This is a genomic window from Kribbella koreensis, assembly GCF_039525325.1.
GTDB lineage: Bacteria > Actinomycetota > Actinomycetes > Propionibacteriales > Kribbellaceae > Kribbella > Kribbella koreensis.
Map to the genome: position 1 here is coordinate 840,437 of NZ_BAAAHK010000013.1, position 21,224 is coordinate 861,660.

Here is a 21,224-nt window from a genome sequence, read left to right on the forward strand (position 1 = left end):
ACAGGTTCAATCGCTCACCCTAGCGCCAAACGCCCACCGATCGCGCACGTTCGCGACCGTTACATGGGTGCCGTGGCAAAGTACTGACACATCTCATTACCGGCAGGTAGCCTGGGTGGATGAGCGAGCAGACCTCGATCCCTGCCGACCCCGAGCTCGACCCGACCGCGTCGTACGCGACCGACCAATCGGTCATCCGTCGGCTGGCCGGTCTGTTGCGCGCCACGGCGGGTACGCGCACCTCCTATGCGCCGGCGACCGGGCAACCGGTTGCCGAGTTGCCGGTGTCCGGTCCGGACGACGTGGTGCGGGCGGTCAGGTCCGCGCGCAAGACGCAGCGGAGCTGGAAGGGCACGTCGATCGCCGACCGTTCGGCCATCCTGCTGCGGTACCACGACCTCGTCCTGGACCACCGCCACGAACTCGTCGACCTGGTGATCACCGAGTCCGGCAAGGCCCGCAAACAAGCCTTCGAGGAGGTCGCGCACGTAGCGCTGACCGCCCGGTACTACGGCCGCAAGGGCGCCGAACTGCTCGCCCCACAGCGCAAACTCGGCATGTTCCCGGTGCTCACCCGCGCCGAGCAGCGGTTCGTCCCCAAGGGTGTCGTCGGCATCATCTCGCCCTGGAACTACCCGCTCAGCATGGCGATGGCCGACGGCATCCCGGCGATCATGGCCGGCAACACGGTCGTCCACAAACCCGACAGCCAGACGCCGCTGACGGCTCTGCGCGCGATCGAGCTGCTGTACGAAGCCGGTCTCCCACGTGATGCCTGGCAGCCGGTGAACGGCGACGGCCCGACCGTCGGCGGCGCGATCATCCAGAACACCGACTACGTCTGCTTCACCGGCTCGACCAAGACCGGCAAGCTCGTCGCCCAGCAGGCCGGCGAGCGCCTGATCGGCTGCAGCCTCGAGCTGGGTGGCAAGAACCCGATGCTCGTACTCCGCGACGCCGACGTCCACCGAGCAGCCGAGGGCGCCGTCCGGGCCTGCTTCGCCAGCGCCGGCCAACTCTGCGTCTCGATGGAACGGCTCTACGTCGCCGACCAGATCTACGACGCGTTCGTCACCGCGTTCATCGACCGGGTGAAGAAGCTCAAGCTCTCGGCCGGCACCGGCTGGGACGTCGACATGGGCTCGCTCATCTCCAAGGCCCAGCTCGAGACGGTCAGCCGGCACGTCGACAACGCCCGCGAGCACGGCGCCGTCGTACTGGCCGGTGGCAAGGCGCGGCCGGACATCGGCCCGCTCTTCTACGAGCCGACCGTGCTGTCCGGCGTGACGCCGGAGATGGAGTGCTTCGACAACGAGACCTTTGGGCCGCTGGTGTCGGTCTACCGGTTCTCCGACGAGGCGGAGGCGATCGAGCGGGCCAACGAGGGCGAGTACGGGCTGAACGCGAGCGTCTGGACCAAGGACGGCCGCCGCGGCCGCGCGATCGCTGCCCAGCTGGTGGCCGGCACGGTCAACGTCAACGAGGGCTACGCCGCGACCTTCGGCTCGATCGACACCCCGATGGGCGGCATGCGCTCCTCCGGCCTGGGCCGCCGCCAGGGCGCCGAAGGCATCCGCCGGTACGTCGACCCGCAGGCGATCGCCACCCAGCGCGTCCTGCCGATCGCCGCCTCGCACGGACTCAAGGACGAGGCCTACGCCGAGCTGATGACCGGCGCCCTGCGGGTGCTGAAGAAACTGGGTCGCGCATGAGTTTCGACCACGACGTCCTGATCATCGGGTCCGGTTTCGGTGGCAGTGTTTCAGCGCTGAGGCTGGTCGAGAAGGGGTATGACGTCGGGGTCCTGGAAGCCGGCGCGCGGTACGAGGACCAGGGGTTCGCGAAGAACTCCTGGGACAAGAGCCGGTTCCTGTTCGCGCCGAAGCTGGGCTGGTACGGCATCCAGCGGATCAGCGCGCTGCGCGACGTGATCATCCTGTCCGGCGCCGGAGTCGGCGGCGGCAGCCTCGTCTACGCCAACACCTTGTACGAACCGCTGCCCGCCTTCTACGCCGACAAGCAGTGGGCGCACATCACCGACTGGAGGACCGAGCTCGCCCCGTACTATGACCAGGCCAAGCGCATGCTCGGCGTCACCACCTATCCCGGCTTCACCCCGGCCGACCAGGTGATGAAGCAGGTCGCGGACGACATGGGCGTCGGCGACACCTTCCACCCGACGCCGGTCGGCGTGTTCTTCGGCGAGCCCGGCGTCGAGGTGGACGACCCCTTCTTCGGCGGCGCGGGACCCCGGCGTACCGGCTGTATCGACTGTGGCGAGTGCATGACCGGGTGCCGGCACAACGCGAAGAACACGCTCACCAAGAACTACCTGTACCTGGCCGAGAAGGCCGGCGCGCAGGTGTACCCGATGACCACGGTGACGTCGGTCGAGGAGCTGCCCGGTGGCGGCTACGCGATCGAGACGCGGCGGACGTCGAACAAGAAGGCGACCCGCAAGTTCACGGCCCAGCAGGTGATCTTCGCTGCCTCCGCCCTCGGCACCGCGAAGCTCCTGCACCGGCTGCGTGACGAGGGCAAGCTGCCGCACCTGTCCGACCGGCTCGGCGTACTGACCCGGACCAACTCGGAATCGTTGCTCGGGGCAATCGCCCGGGACAAGTCGGTCGACTACACCAAGGGCGTGGCGATCACCTCGTCCTTCCACCCCGACGACATCACCCACATCGAGCCGGTCCGGTACGGCCGCGGCAGCAACGCGATGTCGCTGTTGCAGACCGTGCTGACCGACGGCGGTGGCGACAAGCCGCGCTGGCGGACCTGGCTGCGCGAGATGGCGCTGCAGCGCAAGAACCTGCGCCGGCTGTACGACCTGAAGCACTGGTCCGAGCGGACCGTGATCGCGCTGGTGATGCAGACCGCGGACAACTCGATCACCACCTACGGCAAGCGCGACCGGCTCGGCCGCTGGAAGCTGACCTCGAAACAGGGCCACGGCGCCCCGAACCCGTCCTGGATCCCGGTCGCCAACGAGGTGGTCCGGCGGATGGCGAAGCTGATGGGCGGGACCCCGGGCGGCACGATCGGCGAGCCGTTCAACGTGCCGATGACCGCGCACTTCATCGGCGGCTGCGCGATCGGCGACTCGGCCGCGACCGGCGTGGTGGATCCGTACCACCGGGTCTACGGGTACGACGGGCTGCACATCGTCGACGGCTCGACCATCTCGGCGAACCTCGGGGTGAACCCGTCCCTGACGATCACCGCCCAGGCGGAGCGGGCGCTGGCGTTCTGGCCGAACAAGGGCGAGGAGGACTCGCGACCGGCCCTGGGTTCGGAGTACCAGCGGCTGACACCGGTCGCACCGGCCAACCCAGTGGTACCCGTCGACGCCCCGGCGGCACTCCGCCTGCCCATCGTCACCATCACCCACCCTGACAAGCCAGGCGCCACCACCACCCAGCCTGACAAGCCGGGCGCCACCACCACCCGCTGACCCACGCCGGGCGGACGCGGGTGCCCACCCCCTCCGCGCCAAAGGGACTTGGCCGACTGGGGAGGGAAATGCACCGGGATCGGGCTATAACACTCCCCACTCGCGGACAAGTTCCTCCCCGGGGACGGTTAGGCGGGCCGGTCGGGGGTGCTGGGGCAGCGGGTTGTAATGAAACCGTGACGCAGTGATGACAAAGTCCCGTGACCAGAGATGGTCGCGGGACTGGAATGCACTGGGGGGAAAGTGAAAAACCCTCAGAATGAGGTTCTGAGGGTTTGGTTGGTGCCGTAAAAGGGAGCAAGCCCCTCGGGAACGTTTCCGCCCAAATCGTTTCCCGAGGGGCTCACTCAAGCCGGGGTGAGGCGCCCGGCGCTTTGGGATCGGGTCACCGACCATAGCCGGCGACCCGAGTTCGTGGTCCTCACTCTACTACCGATCCGAGCCATTTTGACCTGCTCGCGGTGACCGTAATCACTCTGCGTGCTGTTCGTAATGTGCGACCTTGCAGTCGCTCCTCGTAACCGGAAGCGGTGTTCTTGCGATCACCGCCTCTGCACACATCAACGAGGCCACTCACAAGGGGTTACGAGATTGGCCAAAAGTTTTTTCTGCGGGGTGATACCGCTCGCAGCGGCCGGTGGGGACCTGGCTTACTGTGGGCCGACCGTTCGATGAGGCAGGAGAACCATGAACGACATCCTCGATGTGGCGCGTGAGCAGGTTCTGGAGCGAGGGATCGGCCTCACCCAGGAGCAGCTGGTCGAGGTCCTGCGATCGCCGGACGAGCAACTCGACGACCTGCTGGCGCTCGCGCACGAAGTACGGGTCAAGTGGTGCGGTGAAGAGGTCGAGGTCGAGGGGATCATCTCCCTGAAGACCGGCGGCTGCCCGGAGGACTGCCACTTCTGCTCGCAGTCCGGCCAGTTCACCTCGCCGGTCCGCTCGGTCTGGCTGAACATCCCCGAGCTGGTCGAGGCCGCGAAGGAGACGGCGAAGACCGGCGCGACCGAGTTCTGCATCGTCGCCGCGGTCCGTGGCCCGGACGCCCGGCTGATGTCGCAGGTGAAGGCCGGCATCGAGGCGATCAACGCCGAGGTCGACATCAACATCGCCTGCTCGCTCGGCATGCTCACCCAGGAGCAGGTGGACGAGCTCAAGGCGATGGGCGTGCACCGGTACAACCACAACCTGGAGTCGGCCCGCTCGTACTTCGGCGACGTGGTCACCACGCACTCGTTCGAAGAGCGCTGGGACACCTGCCTGATGGTTCGCGAGTCCGGCATGGAGCTGTGCTGCGGCGGCCTGGTCGGGATGGGCGAGTCGCTCGAGCAGCGCGCGGAGCTGGCGGCGCAGCTGGCTGAGCTGGAGCCTCACGAAGTACCGCTGAACTTCCTGAACCCGCGTCCGGGCACTCCGTTCGGCGACATGGAGATCATGGCGGGCAAGGATGCGCTGCGGACGATCGCCGCGTTCCGGCTGGCGATGCCGAAGACGGTACTTCGGTACGCGGGCGGCCGTGAGCTGACGCTGGGCGACCTCGGCACCCGCGAGGGCCTGCTCGGCGGCATCAACGCCGTCATCGTCGGCAACTACCTGACGACCCTGGGCCGCCCGGCGACCGCCGACCTGGATCTGCTGGCCGACCTGAAGATGCCGGTGAAGGAACTCCAGAAGACGCTATGACCACTCTGCTCTACTGCGGCCACTGCGGCCGTGACGCCGCCGACGGCAGTCACTCGGACTGCCGTCGCGCGCTGGCGATGGAACCGCCGCGGTACTGCGCGGAGTGCCGGCGGCGGATGATCGTCCAGGTGCACCCGATGGGCTGGACCGCCAAGTGCTCCGTCCACGGCGAACTGGCGGGTTGACCTATGTGGTCGGCTGAGGAAGTGCTCGGGCGGGATGCGGCGACGTTGTGGCATCCGTACTCGTCGTTGACGGAGCCGGCGCCGATGCACCTCGTGCGCGGGGCGTCCGGGGTGCGGCTGCAGCTGGATGACGGGGCCGGTGGGACCGTCGAGGCGATCGATGCGATGGCTTCGTGGTGGTGCATGATCCACGGATATCGGCACCCGGTGCTGGATGCGGCGCTCAAGGCGCAGGTCGACTCGTTCAGCCATGTGATGTTCGGTGGGCTCACGCATGAGCCGGCTGTGCGGCTGGCGGACCGGCTGGTGGAGATCGCGCCGGAGCCGATCCGGCATGTGTTCTTCTGCGACTCGGGGTCGGTGTCGGTCGAGGTCGCGATCAAGCTGGCGCTGCAGTATCAGGTTGCGCGGGGCAACAACGGGCGGACGCGGATGCTGACCGTCCGAGGTGGGTATCACGGGGATACGTTCGCGCCGATGAGCGTGTGCGATCCGGTGAACGGGATGCATTCGCTGTTCACGGGGGCGCTGAAGGAGCAGGTCTTCGGGCCGCAGCCGCCGGCTGGATTCTTGCGGGCGGAGGATGACCCGGAGTACTTGGCCTGGGCTGCTTCGATGCGCGCGCTGGCTGCGGAGTACCGGGATCAGGTGGCGGCGATCATCGTCGAGCCGATCCTGCAGGGGGCGGGTGGGATGTATCCGTACAGCCCTGCTTGCTTGAAATTGCTGCGCGAACTGGCCGACGAGCATGGCTTCCTGCTCATCCTCGACGAGATCGCCACCGGCTTCGGCCGCACCGGCACTCTCTTCGCCTCCGAGCATGCCGATGTCGCCCCCGACATCCTCTGCATAGGCAAGGCCCTTACCGGCGGCTACCTCTCCATGGCAGCCACCCTCTGCACCACAGAGGTCGCTCACACTGTCTCGAGTGGTCCCGGCGGCGCCCTCATGCACGGCCCCACCTTCATGGCCAACCCCCTCGCCTGCGCGGTGTCGTTGGCGAGCATCGACTTGCTGTTGTCCCAGGACTGGGCTGAGCGGGTGGGGGAGATCTCCGCCGGTCTGACCTCCGGCCTCGCCCCAGCTGCTGCGTTGCCTGGCGTGAAAGACGTCCGGGTGCTCGGCGCCGTCGGTGTCGTCCAGCTGGCCGGCCCGGTCGACTTGAAGCGCATGACCGACGCGGTACTGCGTCGAGGCGTCTGGGTCAGACCTTTCCGGGATCTCGTCTACACGATGCCGCCGTACGTCAGTACCGATGAGGACATCGCCACGATCACCTCCGCGATCACCGAAGCAATTGCCGAGGGCAACTGATGTTGGAGGACTGGCTGGCCCCGAAGGCGGCCGCTCTCGAGTCCCGCGGCCTGACCCGCCGGCTCCGCCCGCGGCCGGCTGACGAAGTACTGATCGACCTGGCCGGCAACGACTATCTCGGCCTGGCGCGTGACCCACGCGTGGTGGAGGCGGCCGTAGCTGCCGTCCGCGAGTGGGGCACCGGCTCAACAGCCTCCCGACTGGTGACCGGTACTACGGAACTGCACGCCGAACTCGAGTCGGAACTGGCCGCCTACACCGGCCACGAAGCCGGCCTGGTCTTCTCCTCCGGCTACTTGGCCAACCTAGGCATCATCACCGCACTGGGCGGCCCCGGCACCCTGCTCGTTTCCGACGAGCACGTCCACGCGTCGATCGTCGACGCCTGCCGCCTGGCACGCTCGCGAGTGGAGGTCGTCCCCCACAGCGACCTCGACTCCATCGGCAAAGTACTAGCCGAACGCAAAGAACCACACGCCATCGTGCTGGTCGAATCCGTCTACAGCGTCCTGGGCGACGCTGCACCCCTTGAGGCCTTGGCCGCCCTGGCCCTCAAGCACAACGCGCTCCTACTCGTAGACGAAGCGCACGGCCTAGGCGTCACTGGCAACGGCCGCGGCTCAGTAGCAGCCGCAGACCTAGCCGGCCTCGACCACGTCCTGGTCACCATGACCTTGTCCAAAGCCATGGCCAGCCAAGGCGGCGCAGTCCTGGGCCCCACCATCCTGCGCGACCACCTGATCAACCGCGCCCGCCCCTTCATCTTCGACACCGCCCTTAACCCAGCCGCCTGCGCCGCAGCCCTAGCCGCCCTGAGGATTCTGCAGGGCGAGCCCGCCCGCCCCCGACGGATCCACGAGACCGCGGCGCGACTGGCCGAAGCATGCGAAGTCATGCCGTCTTCGGGGGCCGTCGTGTCCGTACCGATGCCCGGGCCGCGAGAGGCGGTCGCGGCCGCAGAGGTGTGCCTCGCAGCCGGCGTACGGGTCGGGGTGTTCCGGCCACCATCGGTACCCGACGGCATCAGCCGCCTTCGGCTGACCGCCCGTGCGGATCTCTCGACCGCGGACGTCGACCGGGCCTGCGCCATCATCAGCAGCGCGATCCGCTGAGCCCGGCCGACTGACCGACCGGGCTCCAGCGGCCAGGGGGCCAGTTCAGAACGCCACTGAGTCGAGGTTGAACGAGCTGTCGTAGCGGATCTTGGCCAGCGCGGTGTGCACCTTGGTGCCCGGCCGGTTGCCGACCGGATCGCCACCTTGTGCCCAGTTGCAGGTCCCGTCCTTTGCGACGAACAGGTATCGGTTCGCGCCGCTCCACGGCTGATACCAGGTGCCCTCGACCCGGTCGCCGCTGTCCCGGTCGTAGTAGCCGCCTGGCTCCTCGCCACTGACGCCGTCGAATACGACCCGGCGCGACCAGGTGTCGTAGCTGTCGTCCGACACGTTCTCGGCGGTGAAGTAGAACGCGGCGTTGGTGCCGGCCTTGGTCCGCTTCTCGACCTTGCCCACGACGGTGCCGATCCGGGCCTTGAAGGCGGCGTGCACGTTTCGGCCGAACATCCCGCCGTTCCCGGCAGGCTTGGTGTCCGGCACGATCCAGACGAACGAGCGGCCGAGGTGGTCGGTGGCGGGAATCTCCACGTCGGCTTGGGGATCCCCCGCGGGAAGCGGGATGAACGTCCGGTCCATCGCGTACAGATGCCCTCGGGCACCACTGACCAGCCGGACCAGCCAGCAGGGCTGACCGTTCAGCTCGCCGGTCAGCTGCCGCGACAGAACCGTCTCGACCCGGACCCCTTCGTCCGTCGTCGTCGGGCAGGTGGGTGGTCCGGCCGTCGCCTTGCCCTGCGGCAGCGCCCGTTTGAGCGCGCCGGTGATCGCCTCGATCCGGCCGTAGAGCTTGCCGCCGTCGACGTCCTGGGCCGCGGTGGCCGGGATTGCCGACGCGATGATCTTCGCGATCCGGCCGGCCAGCGCGCGGATCGCCGTACCGGCCGCCAGCTCCACCGGGTTGAGTAACGTGAAGACGTTCGAGGTGATGGTCTCCTCGAGATCGTCGAGCATCCCCTCGCCGGTGTCGCCGACGATGCCGGCCAGCCGCTTGGCCGATTCCTCCAGCGTCAGGTCGGACCAGTCCGCCTCCTTCTCTTTCAGCCCGAGCTTGACCTTGGCGATCTCGATCCGCTTCTGCTCGTGCTCGTCGACCGTCTTAACGATCGTCTCCCGGATGCCCTCCCACAACGTGGAGACCACCATCGGCGGCGCGAACGGGGCCAGCTCCCGGATCACCGGGTCGGCGACCTTGCTGAGCACGTAGTCGGCGTCGCTGACCCGCTTGCGGGCGAGCATCTCGGCGATCAGCATCGGCTTCTTGTCCAGCGCGATGTAGGCCGCACCGACGTTCTCCTTCTTCTTGTACTGCGCGACGTCCAGACTCGACGCCGACGACTTGACCAGCCGGTCGAAGTCGACCTTGAGCACCGTCAGCACGCTGACCGCCGCGGCCAGCCCGACCGAGGCGGTCTTGACGTGGGCCTCTGGCACGTCCGCCATCACGTCGGAGGTCGTCTCCAGGGCGCCCATCCCGTTGTCGGTGATTTTCAGCCCGGCCTTGGCGCTGTCCTGGTAGGTCTGGTACTTCGGGTTGTCCGGGTCGGTGACGATCGCTTTCATCGCCTCGAACTCGAGTGCTTCCTGGGCGTCTTGCTGGCTGGTCGCGATCTTGCCGGCGATGTCGACCGCGATCTCCTTGGCCTCCCGCCAGTACCGCGCGTAGGCGACCCGGGCGTCCGAATCCGGATCCGGCTGCTCGCCTTCGGCGGTGATCGCCTTGACCAGCCTGGCCGCCTTCCCATGCCATTTGGTCGTGTCGCCGCGGACCTGGCTGAGATAACCGACCGCGATGAGCAACCCGCGGCCGTGGCCGGTGTCCTGTACCAGCTCGAGATCGGACAGACCGCGCAGTGCCTTCGTCAGCTCGTCGAGCACCCTGTTCTGCAGGGTGAACAGCGCCATGTGGCCGGTCAGATCGTCGAGGATCTGCTGCCGGGGGACTGGCCGGCCACCCTCCAGGTCCCCGGTCTTCACCGTATGCTTGATCGACTGGTGCCGGTAGATCTCCTCGATCCACTCCTCCTTGTCGGCGGCGCCCGCCGAGATCACCCGGCCCATGTTGAGCGGCCCGACGATCCGGATGAAGTTCTTGAGCTCGAAGCCGGTCCTCCCCATGGCTTCCTTCAACTGGGCCTTGATCTTCTGCTTCAGTTCGGCCTTGGCCTCCTCGGTGCCGACCGGAGCTTCCAGCGTCGTGTGGTCATTCATGCTGCTCCACCCATCGTGAGTTCATCGGTTCAGTTCTCGGCCTCGCTGAGCTCTTCCTCGAAGATCTCAGCGAGCACCTGCTCCACCTCGGCTTGCGACAGTTCGGTGACGAGCGAGCGGTCCAGTTGCTCCAGCGAAGGAACGAGCAGGTCGGCGACGAAGGTGTCGACGACCTGGTCCAGGTCGGCGGCGCTGTCGGGCGCCAGGCGCAGAACGCTCAGGACCGTGGACAGCCACTCGACGAGTACCTCGTCAGGTTCCGACTGCCAGCCCGGCCAGCGCTGGTCCAGCTCCTGCGGTACCCATTCGTGCCAGTTGCCGCGGTCTTTGGCGAGTTCGTCCAGCTGGACCAGTTGTTCGTCTGTCACCCAGTCGAGCTGACGAGTGCCGGCGGCCGTGATCTCGTCGACCACCGTGCCTTCCACGCCGGTGTCGCCACTGGCCGCGGCGGCTTCGGCTTCCGATGTGTCCTCGGGGGCGAGGGCGAGTAGGGCTTGGTCTAGCCAGGGGGTCAGTTGGGATGGTGGGGCTTCGGTCCAGCCGGGCCACCAGGTGTCTAGTTGGAGGGGGAGCCATTGGCGCCAGTCGCCTCGGGTGGGGGTTAGGGAGTCGAGGTGGGTTTGCTGGTCTGGGGTCAGCCAGTCCAGGGCTCGTGGGTCGGAGGTGGGCTGGGTTGGGGTGAGGCTGGGGAGGGCCTGGGTTAGCCAGGGGGTTAGTTGGTCGGCGGGGGCGGTGCTCCAGTCGAGCCACCAGGTATCCATCTGGAGGGGGAGCCACTGGTGCCAGTCGCCGCGGGTGGGGGTGTGGACCTCCAGTTGCGCCGCCTGTTCGGCGGTAACCCAGGTCAGTGCGCGGGCATCGAACGCCGCCTCCTGCTGGGGAAGGAGGCTGGGGAGCGCGCTGTCGAACCAGTTCGTGAGTTCGGTGGGCGCGGCCTTCGACCAGTCGGGCCACCACTCGTCGAGTTGGCGGGGCAGCCATTCGCGCCAGTCGCCTCGGTCGGCGGTCAGCGGGTCGAGCTGCGTCCGCTGGTCCGGGGTGAGCCAGCCGAGCGCGATCGACTGGATGCGTTCCTGGACCCAGTCCTGACGAGTCTCGTCGCCCTCGTTCTCCCAGCTGGGCCAGGTCTGGTCGAGGTACTTGCCGAAGTACTCCGGCCACTCCCTCTCCCAGGCCGAGCTCTGGCTGTCCTCGAGCTGTTGCCGCTGGTCGTCGGTGAGCCAGTGGAATGCTTCCGCGTCGGTCACGGGGTGCTCCCTTCGGTCGAGATCCGCGCGCTGCGGGCCGCTCCGGGCGGCATGAATCACTATCGGCAGGCAGGCTGGACCGACGGGGAAGACGTCGGACCGGAGATCGTGCACGCACGGATGCCCGATGGGGCGGACGGCCGGGCCGGGCGGTCAGAAGAACTTGCGGAGGTCCCGGCGGGACGAGATGCCCAGGCGCGTGAAGACGTTGCGGAGGTGGTACTCGACGGTTTTCGGCGTGATGTGGAGGGTCGCCGCGATCTCGCGGTTGGTGCGGTTGTCGAGGACCAGGTCGACGACCTCGCGTTCGCGGGCGGTGAGCTGGGGAGACGGGATCGCGGCGGGGTGGGTGGTGAGGATCGCGAGGTCGGCTCGGGCTCGGTCGCGGTAGGGGGTTGCGAGCAGGGCGGTGAAGCACTGGTCTGCGGCGGTCAGCCACTGGGTGGCAGCAGATGTGTTGCCTGCTTGGAGAAGGTGCCGGGCGTGGGCGTGGTAGAGCTGGCCGTCAGCTAGGCGGGGGCGGCTTTCCATGGTGGTGGAGAGGTGGCGGGCGGCTAGGGCGATTGCCTCGGGGAGGTTGCCTTCCGCAGCGGCTTGTTGGGCGGAGAGGCGGATGACGGTGGAGGCGAGGACCACGCTGGCGGTGGTGCGTTTGCGCAGGAGGGAGAGTTCGGAGGCTGCCTCGCGGAGTTGGCCGGTGGCTTGCAGGGCGTCGATGAGGAGTGGTTGCCACCAGGGGCTCCACCACTCGTGCAGGCCGGAGGTGCCGCCGTTGCGGAGGTTGGGGACGGCGCTGAGCGCTCGTAGTACGCCGGAGTGGTCGCCGCGGGCTTGGTGGAACAGCGCGGCCGCGATCGCGGCGTACTTGAGGTCCTGGGGACCGCCGACTCGTTGAGCAGCGGTGACGGCGGTTCGGACCAGTTGGTCGGCCGTGTCCCAGTCGCCGCGGGCGGACGGGACGATCGAGGCGACGAAGGAGAGGATGACGTCGTTCATCGCCGGCTGGTCGTCGTCCGCGAGCATCGAAGCGCGACGCAGGGTCCGGACACAGGCGTTCCACTCGCCGAGCTGGTACTGGACCGCGGCCAGGTAGCAGTGCGGGGTCACACCGGACAGCATCGGAGCGCCGGCCTCCTGACGGCGTACGACCTCGGCCAGGTCTCGCTGTGCCTCCTCCACCAGGCCGACCATCGCCCGCAACGCCCCGCGGCAGGACAGCGCCTCCAGGTGGCGGGAGGGGATGTCGGCCGCATGCTCGGACAGATACCGGAACTCCTCCAGCCCGGCCGGCAACCCGTCCTTCCTGGCCCGGGCCACCCCGCGCAGGCAACACACATAGTCCCGCAGGGGAGCCGGTACGCCGACCGAGCCGAGCGCGAGTTCGGCGTAGACGAGGGCGTCGTCGTCCTGGCCACGCCAGACGCTCACCCCGGCCATCCCGGCCGCGGCCGAGCCGTGCACCCAGGTGTCCTCTCCGGTAGCTCCGAACGCATGCAGGAGATGGCGCTCGGCGGAGCTGCGGTCGCCGGTCATGTACAGGTCGCAGAGCCCGAGAGCCAACGAGCGGAGAGCGCTCGGGGCACAACGGTAGGCTCGCTCGCGCAGCTGTTTGGCCCGGCCCCGGCGCGAGCTGAGCATCAGATGGATCATCGACCTGAGCAGCAGTTGCTCGCTGCGCGGACTCCAGGGCGTCAGGCCGGCTGCCCAGTCCAGGAAGGTCGCTGCCGTTCCGTGGTCGCCGTCGGCTGCCTCGTCCTCGGCGGCCTGCTCGAGCTGAGCAGCGAGGGTGGCGTCCGTGGTTCCGGCGGCGGCAACTCGGTGCCGCCAGGCGAGGAATGGTTCGACGGTGGCCGCGGCACGTTCGTGCAGCTGGCTTCGACGGGCCGGTGACATCGCGCCGTAGATCGCTTCGCGTTGCAGGTCATGGGTGATCGCCACCGGGCCCGCGGGTTCTGCGGGGGACCAGGTGGCCAGCCCGGCCTCGATCGCCGGGCCGAGCGCGTGGTGGGCGGATCCGAGCCCTGCCACGTCGGCAGCCTGGGACAGCAGTGGCCGGCCACCTAGGACGGCCAGTGCCTCCAGCAACGACCTGGAGGCGCTGGGCAACTTGTCGAACGTCTGCCGGATCGCGGTGTCGACCGAGGGCGGCACCGCCAGCCGCCAGTCCATGCTGCTGAACCGCTGGGACGAGATCTCGTTCAGCATCGTCCGCAGCATCAGCGGATGCCCACCGGTGTAGGAGTGGAATCGCCGAGCCACTCCGGCGGGCACCTGCCGCCCGGCCAGCGCCCTCGCCAGATCGCTGACGTCCACCAGGTCGAGCCCGGCCAGCTCGAGCGACAGATCGGCCGGGATCCCGCGGATCAACCGCTCCAGCGCCGGATCGGGGGACTGGTCTGTCCCGGTCCGGGTGGCCAGTACGACGATCAGCCGCTCGGTCCACAGCCTGCGAAGTACGAACCGGAGCGCTTCGAGGGAGGAATGGTCGGCCCACTGGACGTCGTCGACGACCAGCGCCACGGGGCTGCGGCGCTGGAGCTCGCCGAGCGCGTCCAGTAGCTGGCTGCCGACCGCGAGCGGGTTGGCGCCGGCCGGTGCGCCGGAGCCGAGCGATGCCGTGCGCGCGCGGATGTCCGCGGGGGTCTGCAGCAGCAACTGGTCGATCACGCCCAGATCCAGCAGCGACTCGGCCGGATCGCCGGTGGCCGACAGGACCGCGAAATCGCCGATGGTGGTGAGGAACCGGCGGATCAGGCTGGACTTGCCGATCCCGGCCGCGCCCTGGATCACCACGGTCGCGTGCTGGCCGAACCGGACCTTGCCGGCCAGGTCGGCGAGCAGGGCGATCTCATCCGTGCGGCCGACGAAATCTCGGTCCGCACGCTGCGCGGTGCCAGGGGTCATGGGCGCCTCAACTCCATGAGGGAGCAACCGACCGGCCGCCTGCGCCCCCGAAGCGACACGTCATTTGATCAACTATCGAGAGTGCCCGGAAGTTACGCGGAATCCCGGAGAAAATCTCGATGGCCCCGGCCGAAGCCCCAGGCAACGGTCCCGGGGCTCTGGGCAACGACCTCGGAAGAGGATCAGGTCCAGGCCGGTATCAACCCAGCAGGACCTGGCCGGTGGCAACGATCGTGCTGGTCGGAGCGGGCGCGGGGTCGTTGCAGGTGAGCACCTTGTCGCCGGCCCGGGCGAGCGGCTTGCCGTTCACCAGGACCAGCACACCGGTGGCGATCAGCGTGCCGCGGTTGTCCGGCTGATGGGCGAAGGTACCGCCGGTGGGCACGTGCGGCGGCTGGTTCACCGCCACGCTGCCGTGGACGGCGGCCGGCTTCCCCTCGATCAGTACGTCCGTGCTGCACCCGGTGAGGATCCGCCCGGTGAACGGCATCGAGCGGGGCGTCGGGACCGAACCGCCCGACGCCGGGACCAGCACGATGTGGATGTCGGTGCCGATCACCTGATCACCCAGCTTGGCCGCCGGCTGCGGCATCGCGACTCCCCTCCGTGATCCGGCCCATCGGCCGTCGGGGCACCCGGTCCGGACTGTCCGCCGGGTTGTTGCCGACGGCAGCGGATCCGACCCCCAGATCGATGATGTCGGGCGGTCCCGCGATCTCGGTGATGACGACGGGCGCCACCGGCGCCGTGACGACGAGGTCGAGGAACGTCCGGGGGCGGACCCCGAGGGCCGGCCAGATCTCGGACGCGGCGGCCGGCGTACCGGTCCGGCCGATCGTGATGGTGACCGGGCCTTCGGCGTCGGCCAGGGTGCCGGCCAGCAGTTCGCCGGGGACGGTCGGATGGTGCGCGACAGCGCGGAGTACGCCGCCGAGCAGGTTCAGCTCACGCTCGTAGCTGGCTGCCCACGCGGTGACGAGATAGCAGAGGTCGTACCGCCGTTCGGCCGCGGCACGACGGATCACCCGGCCGGTGTCGTCGCGATCCTCCGACCAGCCGCGGATCGCACCGTCGGCATGGCTCTCCCTGACCAGGTGCAGGAACAGCCCGACGCAGCCGGGGCCGTCGTCGCCTGCCAGTTCGCCGGACCAGGTGTCGCAGGGCGGCTCGGTCCGGAGCAGCGTTCCGGCCGGCAACTGCTCACTGAGCAGCGCGCCGACGGCCTGTTCCACCTCGTCCAGCATGCAACCCACTGTTCGGCCCGGCCGGGCAGCCACCCAGATCCTTCCGAGCAGCGGTCCGGGCGTCCGGATTGGCCCGATCAGGCATCCATTCGTGCACCGGCTCTTATGGCGGCCGGACTCCGTGGCGGCGCACGCTGACGGCAGATCGATCCGTCGGTCCGCAAGCCCAGCCAGCCAGGAGGTCCGGATGCCGTCGTACCTGTCCCCAGGGGTCTATGTCGAGGAGGTCTCCTCGGGTTCGAAGCCGATCGAGGGCGTCGGGACCGCGGTCGCGGCCTTCGTCGGGTTCGCCGAGAAAGGCCCGCTCGACGAGCCGGTACTGGTCACCAACTGGACCCAGTTCGTGGAGACCTTCGGCCAGTTCACCGAGGGCGCGCTGCTGGCCCACTCCGTCTACGGCTACTTCCTGAACGGCGGCGGCACCGCGTACGTCGTCCGTGTCGGTGGTGGCCCTGGGCAACGATCCGGGGAGCCGGTGGAACCGGCCGCGCGGGGTACCGAGCTGCCGAGCAACGGATCCGGCAAACCACTCGTCGTCCGGGCGATCGAAGGCGCCGCGGGCGGGCCGCTGACGGTGGAGGTCCAGGAGGCGTCCGAGCCGGCCGACGAGACCTTCAAGCTGGTCGTCCGATCGGGCGAGGACGAAGAGGTCTTCGACAACATCACCACCCGGCGTGGACCGGCCAACGTGGTCACCGCACTGCGCAAGTCGCGCTGGATCGCGGCCGAAGAGGTCAAGGGCGGCGCTCTGGCCGTACCGGAGACCGGGAGCCGGACCACGGTTCCGCGCAACGAACCGGTACGCCGGACCGCCGGCGCCGCCGAGTACATCGGCGACGCGGAGGAGCGAACCGGGTTCTCCGGTCTCGAGGCCGTCGACGACATCACCATGTTGTGCGTCCCCGACCTGATGACCGCGTACCAGGCCGGCACCCTCGACCTCGATGGCGTCAAGGCGGTCCAGTCGGCGATGATCGCGCACTGCGAACTGATGTCCGACCGGGTGGCGATCCTCGACCCGCCACCGGGACTGCGGCCCCAGCAGATCAAGGACTGGCGGCTGAACGTGGCCGGCTACGACTCGAAGTACGCCGCCCTGTACTGGCCCTGGGTGAAGGTCTCCGACCCGCGCAGCGGCAAGCCGCTGATGATGCCGCCCAGCGGGCACGTGGCCGGCGTCTGGGCGCGCAACGACGACACCCGCGGGGTGCACAAGGCGCCCGCGAACGAGGTGATCCGGGGCGTGCTCGACCTGCAGTCCTCGCTGACCCGTGGCGAGCACGACCAGCTCAACCCGATCGGGGTGAACTGCCTGCGGTTCTTCCCCGGCCAGGGCATCCGGATCTGGGGAGCGCGCACGCTGTCCAGCGATCCGGAGTGGCGCTATCTCAACGTCCGCAGGCTGTTCAACTACCTGGAGAAGTCGATTCTCGGCGGGACCAACTGGGTCGTGTTCGAGCCGAACGACCCGTTCCTGTGGTCGTCGGTGGAGCGCATCATCGGCATGTTCCTGCGCCGGGTCTGGCGGACCGGGGCGCTGTTCGGGCGGACCCCGGAAGAGGCCTTCTACGTGAAGTGCGACGCCGAGAACAACACGCCGGAGAGCAGGGACGCGGGCATCCTCACCGTCGACATCGGGGTGGCGCCGGTCAAGCCCGCCGAGTTCGTGGTCTTCCGGCTGGCGCAGTTCGCCGAGGGAACGGAGCTGCAGGAATGACGGGCACCACTTTCGCGACGGTCGCCGGGAAGGCGCTGAGCCCGCCGGTCGTCAGCGCGCCGCGGTTCTTCGTGATGTGCGAGGGATGGACGGCCGGGATCGGGTTCTCGAAGCTGGCCGGCTTCACCTCCGAGGTGGAGATCCAGGAGTACTCGTACAACGGGCGGCTGGGCAACGTGCACAGCAAGCAGTTCGGCCGGGCCAAGGCGCCCACGATCGTGCTCGAACGCGCCCTGGACCGGACCGGGTTCGCTCAGCTCTACGGGTGGCACGTGCTGGCCCGGGCGAACAACCCGCTGGCGAAGCTGCCGGCCTCGTTCGACATCTGTGACAGCTCGGGCGAGCCGGCGATGGCTTGCCTGCTGGAGAACGCGTGGTGCTCGAAGCTCGAGCTCGACGCCGCCCAGGCGGGCGGCGCGGCCGTGCTGATGATGCGCGCCACCCTCAGCTGCGACTCAATCATCCAGCTGTGACCTCGCTGCGACGAAAGGATCGATGAGATGGCGACCAACGAGGGAATCGTCAGCGCCGCGAGATTCGTGGTCGACTTCCCCGGCGCGATCGGGCGGATGGACTTCTCCGAGCTCGGCGGGATCAACTCCAAGGTGGCGTCGCAGGAGTACATCTTCAGCGACCCGCAGGGCCAGATCGTGCACACCAAGCAGTTCGGCAAGACCGAGCCGCCGACCATCAGCCTCAAACGCGCCGTCGACAAGACCGGTACCAACGCCTTGCTGGTCTGGCACGAACGAGCCCGCAACGGCGATCCGGGGGCCAAGGTGGACGGCACGCTGAGTGTCTTCGGGCCCAGCTCGCAGCAACCGACGGCGGTCTACATCCTGCACAGCGCCTGGCTGATGGAGGTGAGCATCACCGCGTTGAAGGCCGGCGCCTCGGACGTGGCGATGATCGACTGCAAGCTCACCTGCGAACGGATCGAGGGCAAGCAGTGAGCGTGGCCGGGGTGGTCGCGCCGGCCGGGCTGCGGACGGAGTACCCGTTCGTGCTGCCGCGCGGGTTCGTCGACGAGCAGGGTGTCCTGCATCGCGAGGGCGTGATGCGGCTGGCGACCGCCCGGGACGAGATCAGCACCCAGACCGACCCGCGGGTGCGGCAGAACCCGTCGTACCTGACCGTGCTGCTGCTCGAGCGGACGCTGGTCCGGCTCGGGGCATTGCCGATCGTGGACACGCTGGTGGTCGAGTGCTTGTTCGCCTCCGATCTGGCCTTCCTGCAGGACCTCTACCGGCGGATCAACCAGAGCGGGCACACCGAGGTGGACGTGACCTGTCCGTCCTGCGGGCACGACTACGTGGTCGACATCGCCGGTGATCTGCCGGGGGAAGCCTGACGACGTACCCGGCCGAACGCCTCTGGGAAGAGGTCGTGTACGTCGCCTACTACCTGCACTGGTCGCACGCCGAGATCCTCGATCTCGAACACGGCGTCCGGGCCAAGGTGATCGAGGGAATCGGCAACATCCACACCAGGCTCGACTGAATCGGAGGTAACCGATGCGCTGGCCGTTCACCCGCAAGCCCGCCACCCCACCGGCCGCCCCGGCCCTGTCGACCGCGGTGCCGGTGGTCAGCGACCTGGCGCGTCCGGGGGCGAGGCGAGCCTGGGTGGGTGTGCCGGTCCTGGACCCGGCCGTGTCGATGCGCCCGCCGATTCTCGTTCCGCTGCTGGAGGCGCCGGAGATCGCCGGCGCCCGTCAGCTGGCACGGCAGCCGGAGGAACTGCTCGGCATCCGCCCGGAACCCCTCGGAGTCGAACTGCTGAGAGGACCGGACCACGGACGAGGAGCACCGGCTTCCCAGCCAGGTCCGCCTGGTACGCCGCGCCGCGCCGCGCGACTGGCGCCGCCCCGACGCCACGCCGTCGGCCACCCACACGATGAGCTGGACGGTTCGAGCGGTGTGCCCGACGGGGCGAGCGATGAGCTGGACGGTTCGAGCGGTGAGCTCGGCGGGGCGCGCGATGGGCTGGGCGCTTCGAGCGGTGACTCGGGTGACGGGAGCGCTCGGCGTGGCCGGGTGACGGACAGAGCCGGACGAGCACGCGGGGAGAGCGAGCGGCTCGGCGGGGAGAGCGAGGAGTTGGCCGGGGGGAGCGAGGGGTTCGGCGGTTCGAGCGGTGACTTGGGTGACGGGGGTGCTCGGCGTGGCCGGGTGACGGACAGAGCCGGCGGGGCGAGTGAGGGGTTTGGCAGGGCGAGTGAGGGGTTCGGCGGAGCGAGGGACGGGGGCGGTGCGGAGGGGGACGGGGCTGGTGGGGTGTGGGACGGGGATGGGGCGGAGTTGGGGGGTGCGGGGGTTGAGGTTGTCGGGGTGCGGCGGGCGCGGGTTGTACTGCGGGGGGCGGGGGACCGTGGCGTGTTGACGCGGGTGACGGCGGAGGCGGTGGGGGTGCCGCGGGAGCCGGATCGGCCGTTTCGGAGTATCGGGGAGTACGAGCGGATGCTGGCCGAGTTCGAGGCGAACGATGTGGCCGGCCTGGCGATGCTCACCGGGTTCTCGTCGGTCGCGGCGCCACCGCCGGTCACGCCGGTCGCTACCACGGGGTCGGAGGTCCGGCAGTTGCCGCGCCCGAGCCTGGCAGAGAGCCGAAAACGAGGGCTCAAGGCAACCACTTCCACCGAACCCGATCCCACCGAACCCTCACCCCACCCGCCCACCACCCCAGACGGAAGCGCGCCCACAGGCCACAACGGGCCTCCAGACCGGAGCGGGCCCACGGACCGGAACGCGCCCACGGACCGGAGTGCGCCTATGGACTGGAGTGGGCCTACGGACCGGAGTGCGCCTATGGACTGGAGTGGGCCTACGGACCGGAGTGCGCCTGTGGACTGGAGTGGGCCTACGGACCGGAGTGCGCCTGTGGACTGGAGTGGGCCTACGGACCGGAGCGGGCCCATGGACCGGAGCGGTGTGGTGGGCCGGGGGATCCCGCGGGAGCCGTCTGAGCTGCCGTTGGCGGCCGAGCTGCCGTTGCCGCTGGAGGTGCCGTTCGCGCTGGGGGTGACCGAGCCGGCCGAGTCGGCGGGATTTGGTGGTTCAGCTGTGCTGCCTGCCCGGAGCGAGGCTGCTTCAGGTGGCTCGGGACCAGCCGATCCGTCCCATGAGTCCAGCGAGTCCGGCCGGGACTGGTGGTCCGGAGATGGCGGTTCATCAGGCGGGGCCGACGGGCCAGGTTCGGCCGGGCGGGCCGAGTTGATTGGTCGGAATCGGGCGGTGCAGGCCGACACGGTGAGGCGGGCGAGGTCGGAGGAGGTGGTTGGGCTTCGGTACGAAGGGCGGCTGGCGGTTGGGGTGGCGCCGGATTCGTTGGCGGAGGCAAGCGTGGGTCAAGAGGTGATGCTGCGACTTGGTGGAGGTTGGGGCAGCACCTCCGGGGAGGTGCCGGTACGACGGGGACCGGCGGTGGGGGTGCGGGCGAACGAGCTTGGTGCGCGGGCGTTTACGGCTGACGGAGTGGTGTATCTGCCGGCGGAGGCTGGTGAGCCGAGCGACCCGGCTGTGCAGGGCCTGCTGGCTCATGAGTTGACTCATGTTGCTCAGCAGCGGGTTCTCGGGACGAACCTACCGTCGGCCGACTCAGCGGAGGGGCGATGGCTGGAGGGGATGGCGGTCCGAGCTGAGCAGCGGCAACGGTCGTCGGGGGTCGCGATTCCCCTTGTACACAAGCCGATCGAGCATCCGTCCGCCGGTCCAGCACCAACAGAGCGCATCCAGGCGGCACCGGTCGGCGCAGAGCTGACCTGGTCGATGCCGGACCACTTCCTCGGTGACAACCAGCTGCTTTCAGAGCCCGCCGGGAGCGAGTTCACTCAACCCCACGATCCGGGCGAAGGCGTACCGGCAGCACAGGACCCGTCCGACGGTTGGTCGCCGGCCTGGCAGCGGCCGACCGCGCCGGCGGCGACGACCGATCCGGGCGTGCTCGACCGACTGGATCGGCTGGAGGTCACGCTGGACGAGATCCAGGACCGGTCCGGCCCGGACCTGACCGACCTGGAGGTCAGGCTGGACGATCCGTCGCTGCTCAGCCGGCTCGCCGAAAGGCTCTATGCCAACTTCCGGCATCGGCTGCGTTCGGAGTTGCTCATCGACCGCGAGCGCCATGGCGCGCTCGCCGATCCGCGGTAGGA

The 21,224-nt window shown here is 68.9% G+C and carries 17 protein-coding genes; 12 read left to right on the forward strand and 5 right to left on the reverse strand.

The window, feature by feature from the left end:
* Positions 1 to 119 precede the first annotated feature (119 nt).
* The 6 genes from ABD116_RS28370 (at position 120) to ABD116_RS28395 (ending at position 7,751) form a co-directional block, all read left to right on the forward strand.
* Entirely contained in the window at positions 120 to 1,712 is a 1,593-nt protein-coding gene (locus tag ABD116_RS28370) for a succinic semialdehyde dehydrogenase (RefSeq protein WP_343976743.1), read from the forward strand.
* Positions 1,709 to 3,457, forward strand: a complete 1,749-nt coding sequence (locus ABD116_RS28375) for a GMC oxidoreductase (RefSeq protein ID WP_343976746.1) — start codon at positions 1,709 to 1,711, stop codon at positions 3,455 to 3,457. The genes ABD116_RS28370 and ABD116_RS28375 overlap by 4 nt, the downstream gene beginning before the upstream one ends.
* A 687-nt stretch (positions 3,458 to 4,144) precedes the next feature.
* Positions 4,145 to 5,140 (forward strand): biotin synthase BioB, encoded by a 996-nt coding sequence (gene bioB, locus ABD116_RS28380; protein WP_343976748.1) that lies wholly within the window; start codon positions 4,145 to 4,147, stop codon positions 5,138 to 5,140.
* Positions 5,137 to 5,325 carry a biotin synthase auxiliary protein BsaP gene (gene bsaP / locus ABD116_RS28385; protein ID WP_343976751.1) on the forward strand — a complete coding sequence of 63 codons (189 nt, stop codon included), beginning with the start codon at positions 5,137 to 5,139 and terminating at the stop codon, positions 5,323 to 5,325. The genes bioB and bsaP overlap by 4 nt, the downstream gene beginning before the upstream one ends.
* Before the next feature lie 3 nt (positions 5,326 to 5,328).
* Positions 5,329 to 6,639 carry an adenosylmethionine--8-amino-7-oxononanoate transaminase gene (gene bioA, locus ABD116_RS28390; RefSeq protein WP_343976754.1) on the forward strand — a complete coding sequence of 437 codons (1,311 nt, stop codon included), beginning with the start codon at positions 5,329 to 5,331 and terminating at the stop codon, positions 6,637 to 6,639.
* Entirely contained in the window at positions 6,639 to 7,751 is a 1,113-nt protein-coding gene (locus tag ABD116_RS28395; protein WP_343976757.1) for an 8-amino-7-oxononanoate synthase, read from the forward strand. Before bioA ends, ABD116_RS28395 begins: the two co-directional genes overlap by 1 nt.
* Positions 7,752 to 7,796: 45 nt before the next feature.
* Here ABD116_RS28395 and ABD116_RS28400 read toward each other — a convergent pair whose 3' ends face one another.
* The 5 genes from ABD116_RS28400 to ABD116_RS28420 form a co-directional block, all read right to left on the reverse strand.
* The gene (locus ABD116_RS28400; protein ID WP_343976760.1) at positions 7,797 to 9,962 is read right to left on the reverse strand and encodes a hypothetical protein; all 2,166 of its coding nucleotides are present in this window, start codon (positions 9,960 to 9,962) and stop codon (positions 7,797 to 7,799) included.
* A gap of 29 nt (positions 9,963 to 9,991) precedes the next feature.
* A complete protein-coding gene (locus tag ABD116_RS28405; RefSeq protein WP_343976763.1) occupies positions 9,992 to 11,209 on the reverse strand; it encodes a hypothetical protein in 1,218 nt (405 codons plus the stop codon).
* 153 nt (positions 11,210 to 11,362) lie between these two features.
* The gene (locus ABD116_RS28410; RefSeq protein WP_343976765.1) at positions 11,363 to 14,113 is read right to left on the reverse strand and encodes an AAA family ATPase; all 2,751 of its coding nucleotides are present in this window, start codon (positions 14,111 to 14,113) and stop codon (positions 11,363 to 11,365) included.
* A gap of 199 nt (positions 14,114 to 14,312) precedes the next feature.
* A complete protein-coding gene (locus tag ABD116_RS28415) occupies positions 14,313 to 14,705 on the reverse strand; it encodes a PAAR domain-containing protein (RefSeq protein WP_343976768.1) in 393 nt (130 codons plus the stop codon).
* A complete protein-coding gene (locus ABD116_RS28420; protein ID WP_343976771.1) occupies positions 14,677 to 15,357 on the reverse strand; it encodes a Pvc16 family protein in 681 nt (226 codons plus the stop codon). Before ABD116_RS28420 ends, ABD116_RS28415 begins: the two co-directional genes overlap by 29 nt.
* 187 nt (positions 15,358 to 15,544) lie before the next feature.
* On the opposite strand from ABD116_RS28420, the gene ABD116_RS28425 reads away from it, so the two are divergent.
* The 6 genes from ABD116_RS28425 (at position 15,545) to ABD116_RS28450 (ending at position 21,222) form a co-directional block, all read left to right on the forward strand.
* Positions 15,545 to 17,074 (forward strand): phage tail sheath family protein, encoded by a 1,530-nt coding sequence (locus ABD116_RS28425; protein ID WP_343976774.1) that lies wholly within the window; start codon positions 15,545 to 15,547, stop codon positions 17,072 to 17,074.
* Positions 17,071 to 17,547 (forward strand): phage tail protein, encoded by a 477-nt coding sequence (locus ABD116_RS28430; RefSeq protein ID WP_343976777.1) that lies wholly within the window; start codon positions 17,071 to 17,073, stop codon positions 17,545 to 17,547. The genes ABD116_RS28425 and ABD116_RS28430 overlap by 4 nt, the downstream gene beginning before the upstream one ends.
* A 27-nt stretch (positions 17,548 to 17,574) precedes the next feature.
* Positions 17,575 to 18,027, forward strand: coding sequence for a phage tail protein (locus ABD116_RS28435; RefSeq protein WP_343976780.1), 453 nt, complete (start codon positions 17,575 to 17,577; stop codon positions 18,025 to 18,027).
* A 2-nt stretch (positions 18,028 to 18,029) separates the two neighbouring features.
* Positions 18,030 to 18,425: a hypothetical protein gene (locus ABD116_RS28440; protein ID WP_343976783.1), complete on the forward strand. Its 396-nt coding sequence runs from the start codon at positions 18,030 to 18,032 to the stop codon at positions 18,423 to 18,425.
* Complete coding sequence (locus ABD116_RS28445) at positions 18,422 to 18,574, forward strand: DUF6760 family protein (protein ID WP_343976865.1); 153 nt, start codon at positions 18,422 to 18,424, stop codon at positions 18,572 to 18,574. The genes ABD116_RS28440 and ABD116_RS28445 overlap by 4 nt, the downstream gene beginning before the upstream one ends.
* 1,856 nt (positions 18,575 to 20,430) lie before the next feature.
* Positions 20,431 to 21,222: an eCIS core domain-containing protein gene (locus ABD116_RS28450; RefSeq protein ID WP_343976868.1), complete on the forward strand. Its 792-nt coding sequence runs from the start codon at positions 20,431 to 20,433 to the stop codon at positions 21,220 to 21,222.
* The last annotated feature ends 2 nt before the right edge of the window (positions 21,223 to 21,224 follow it).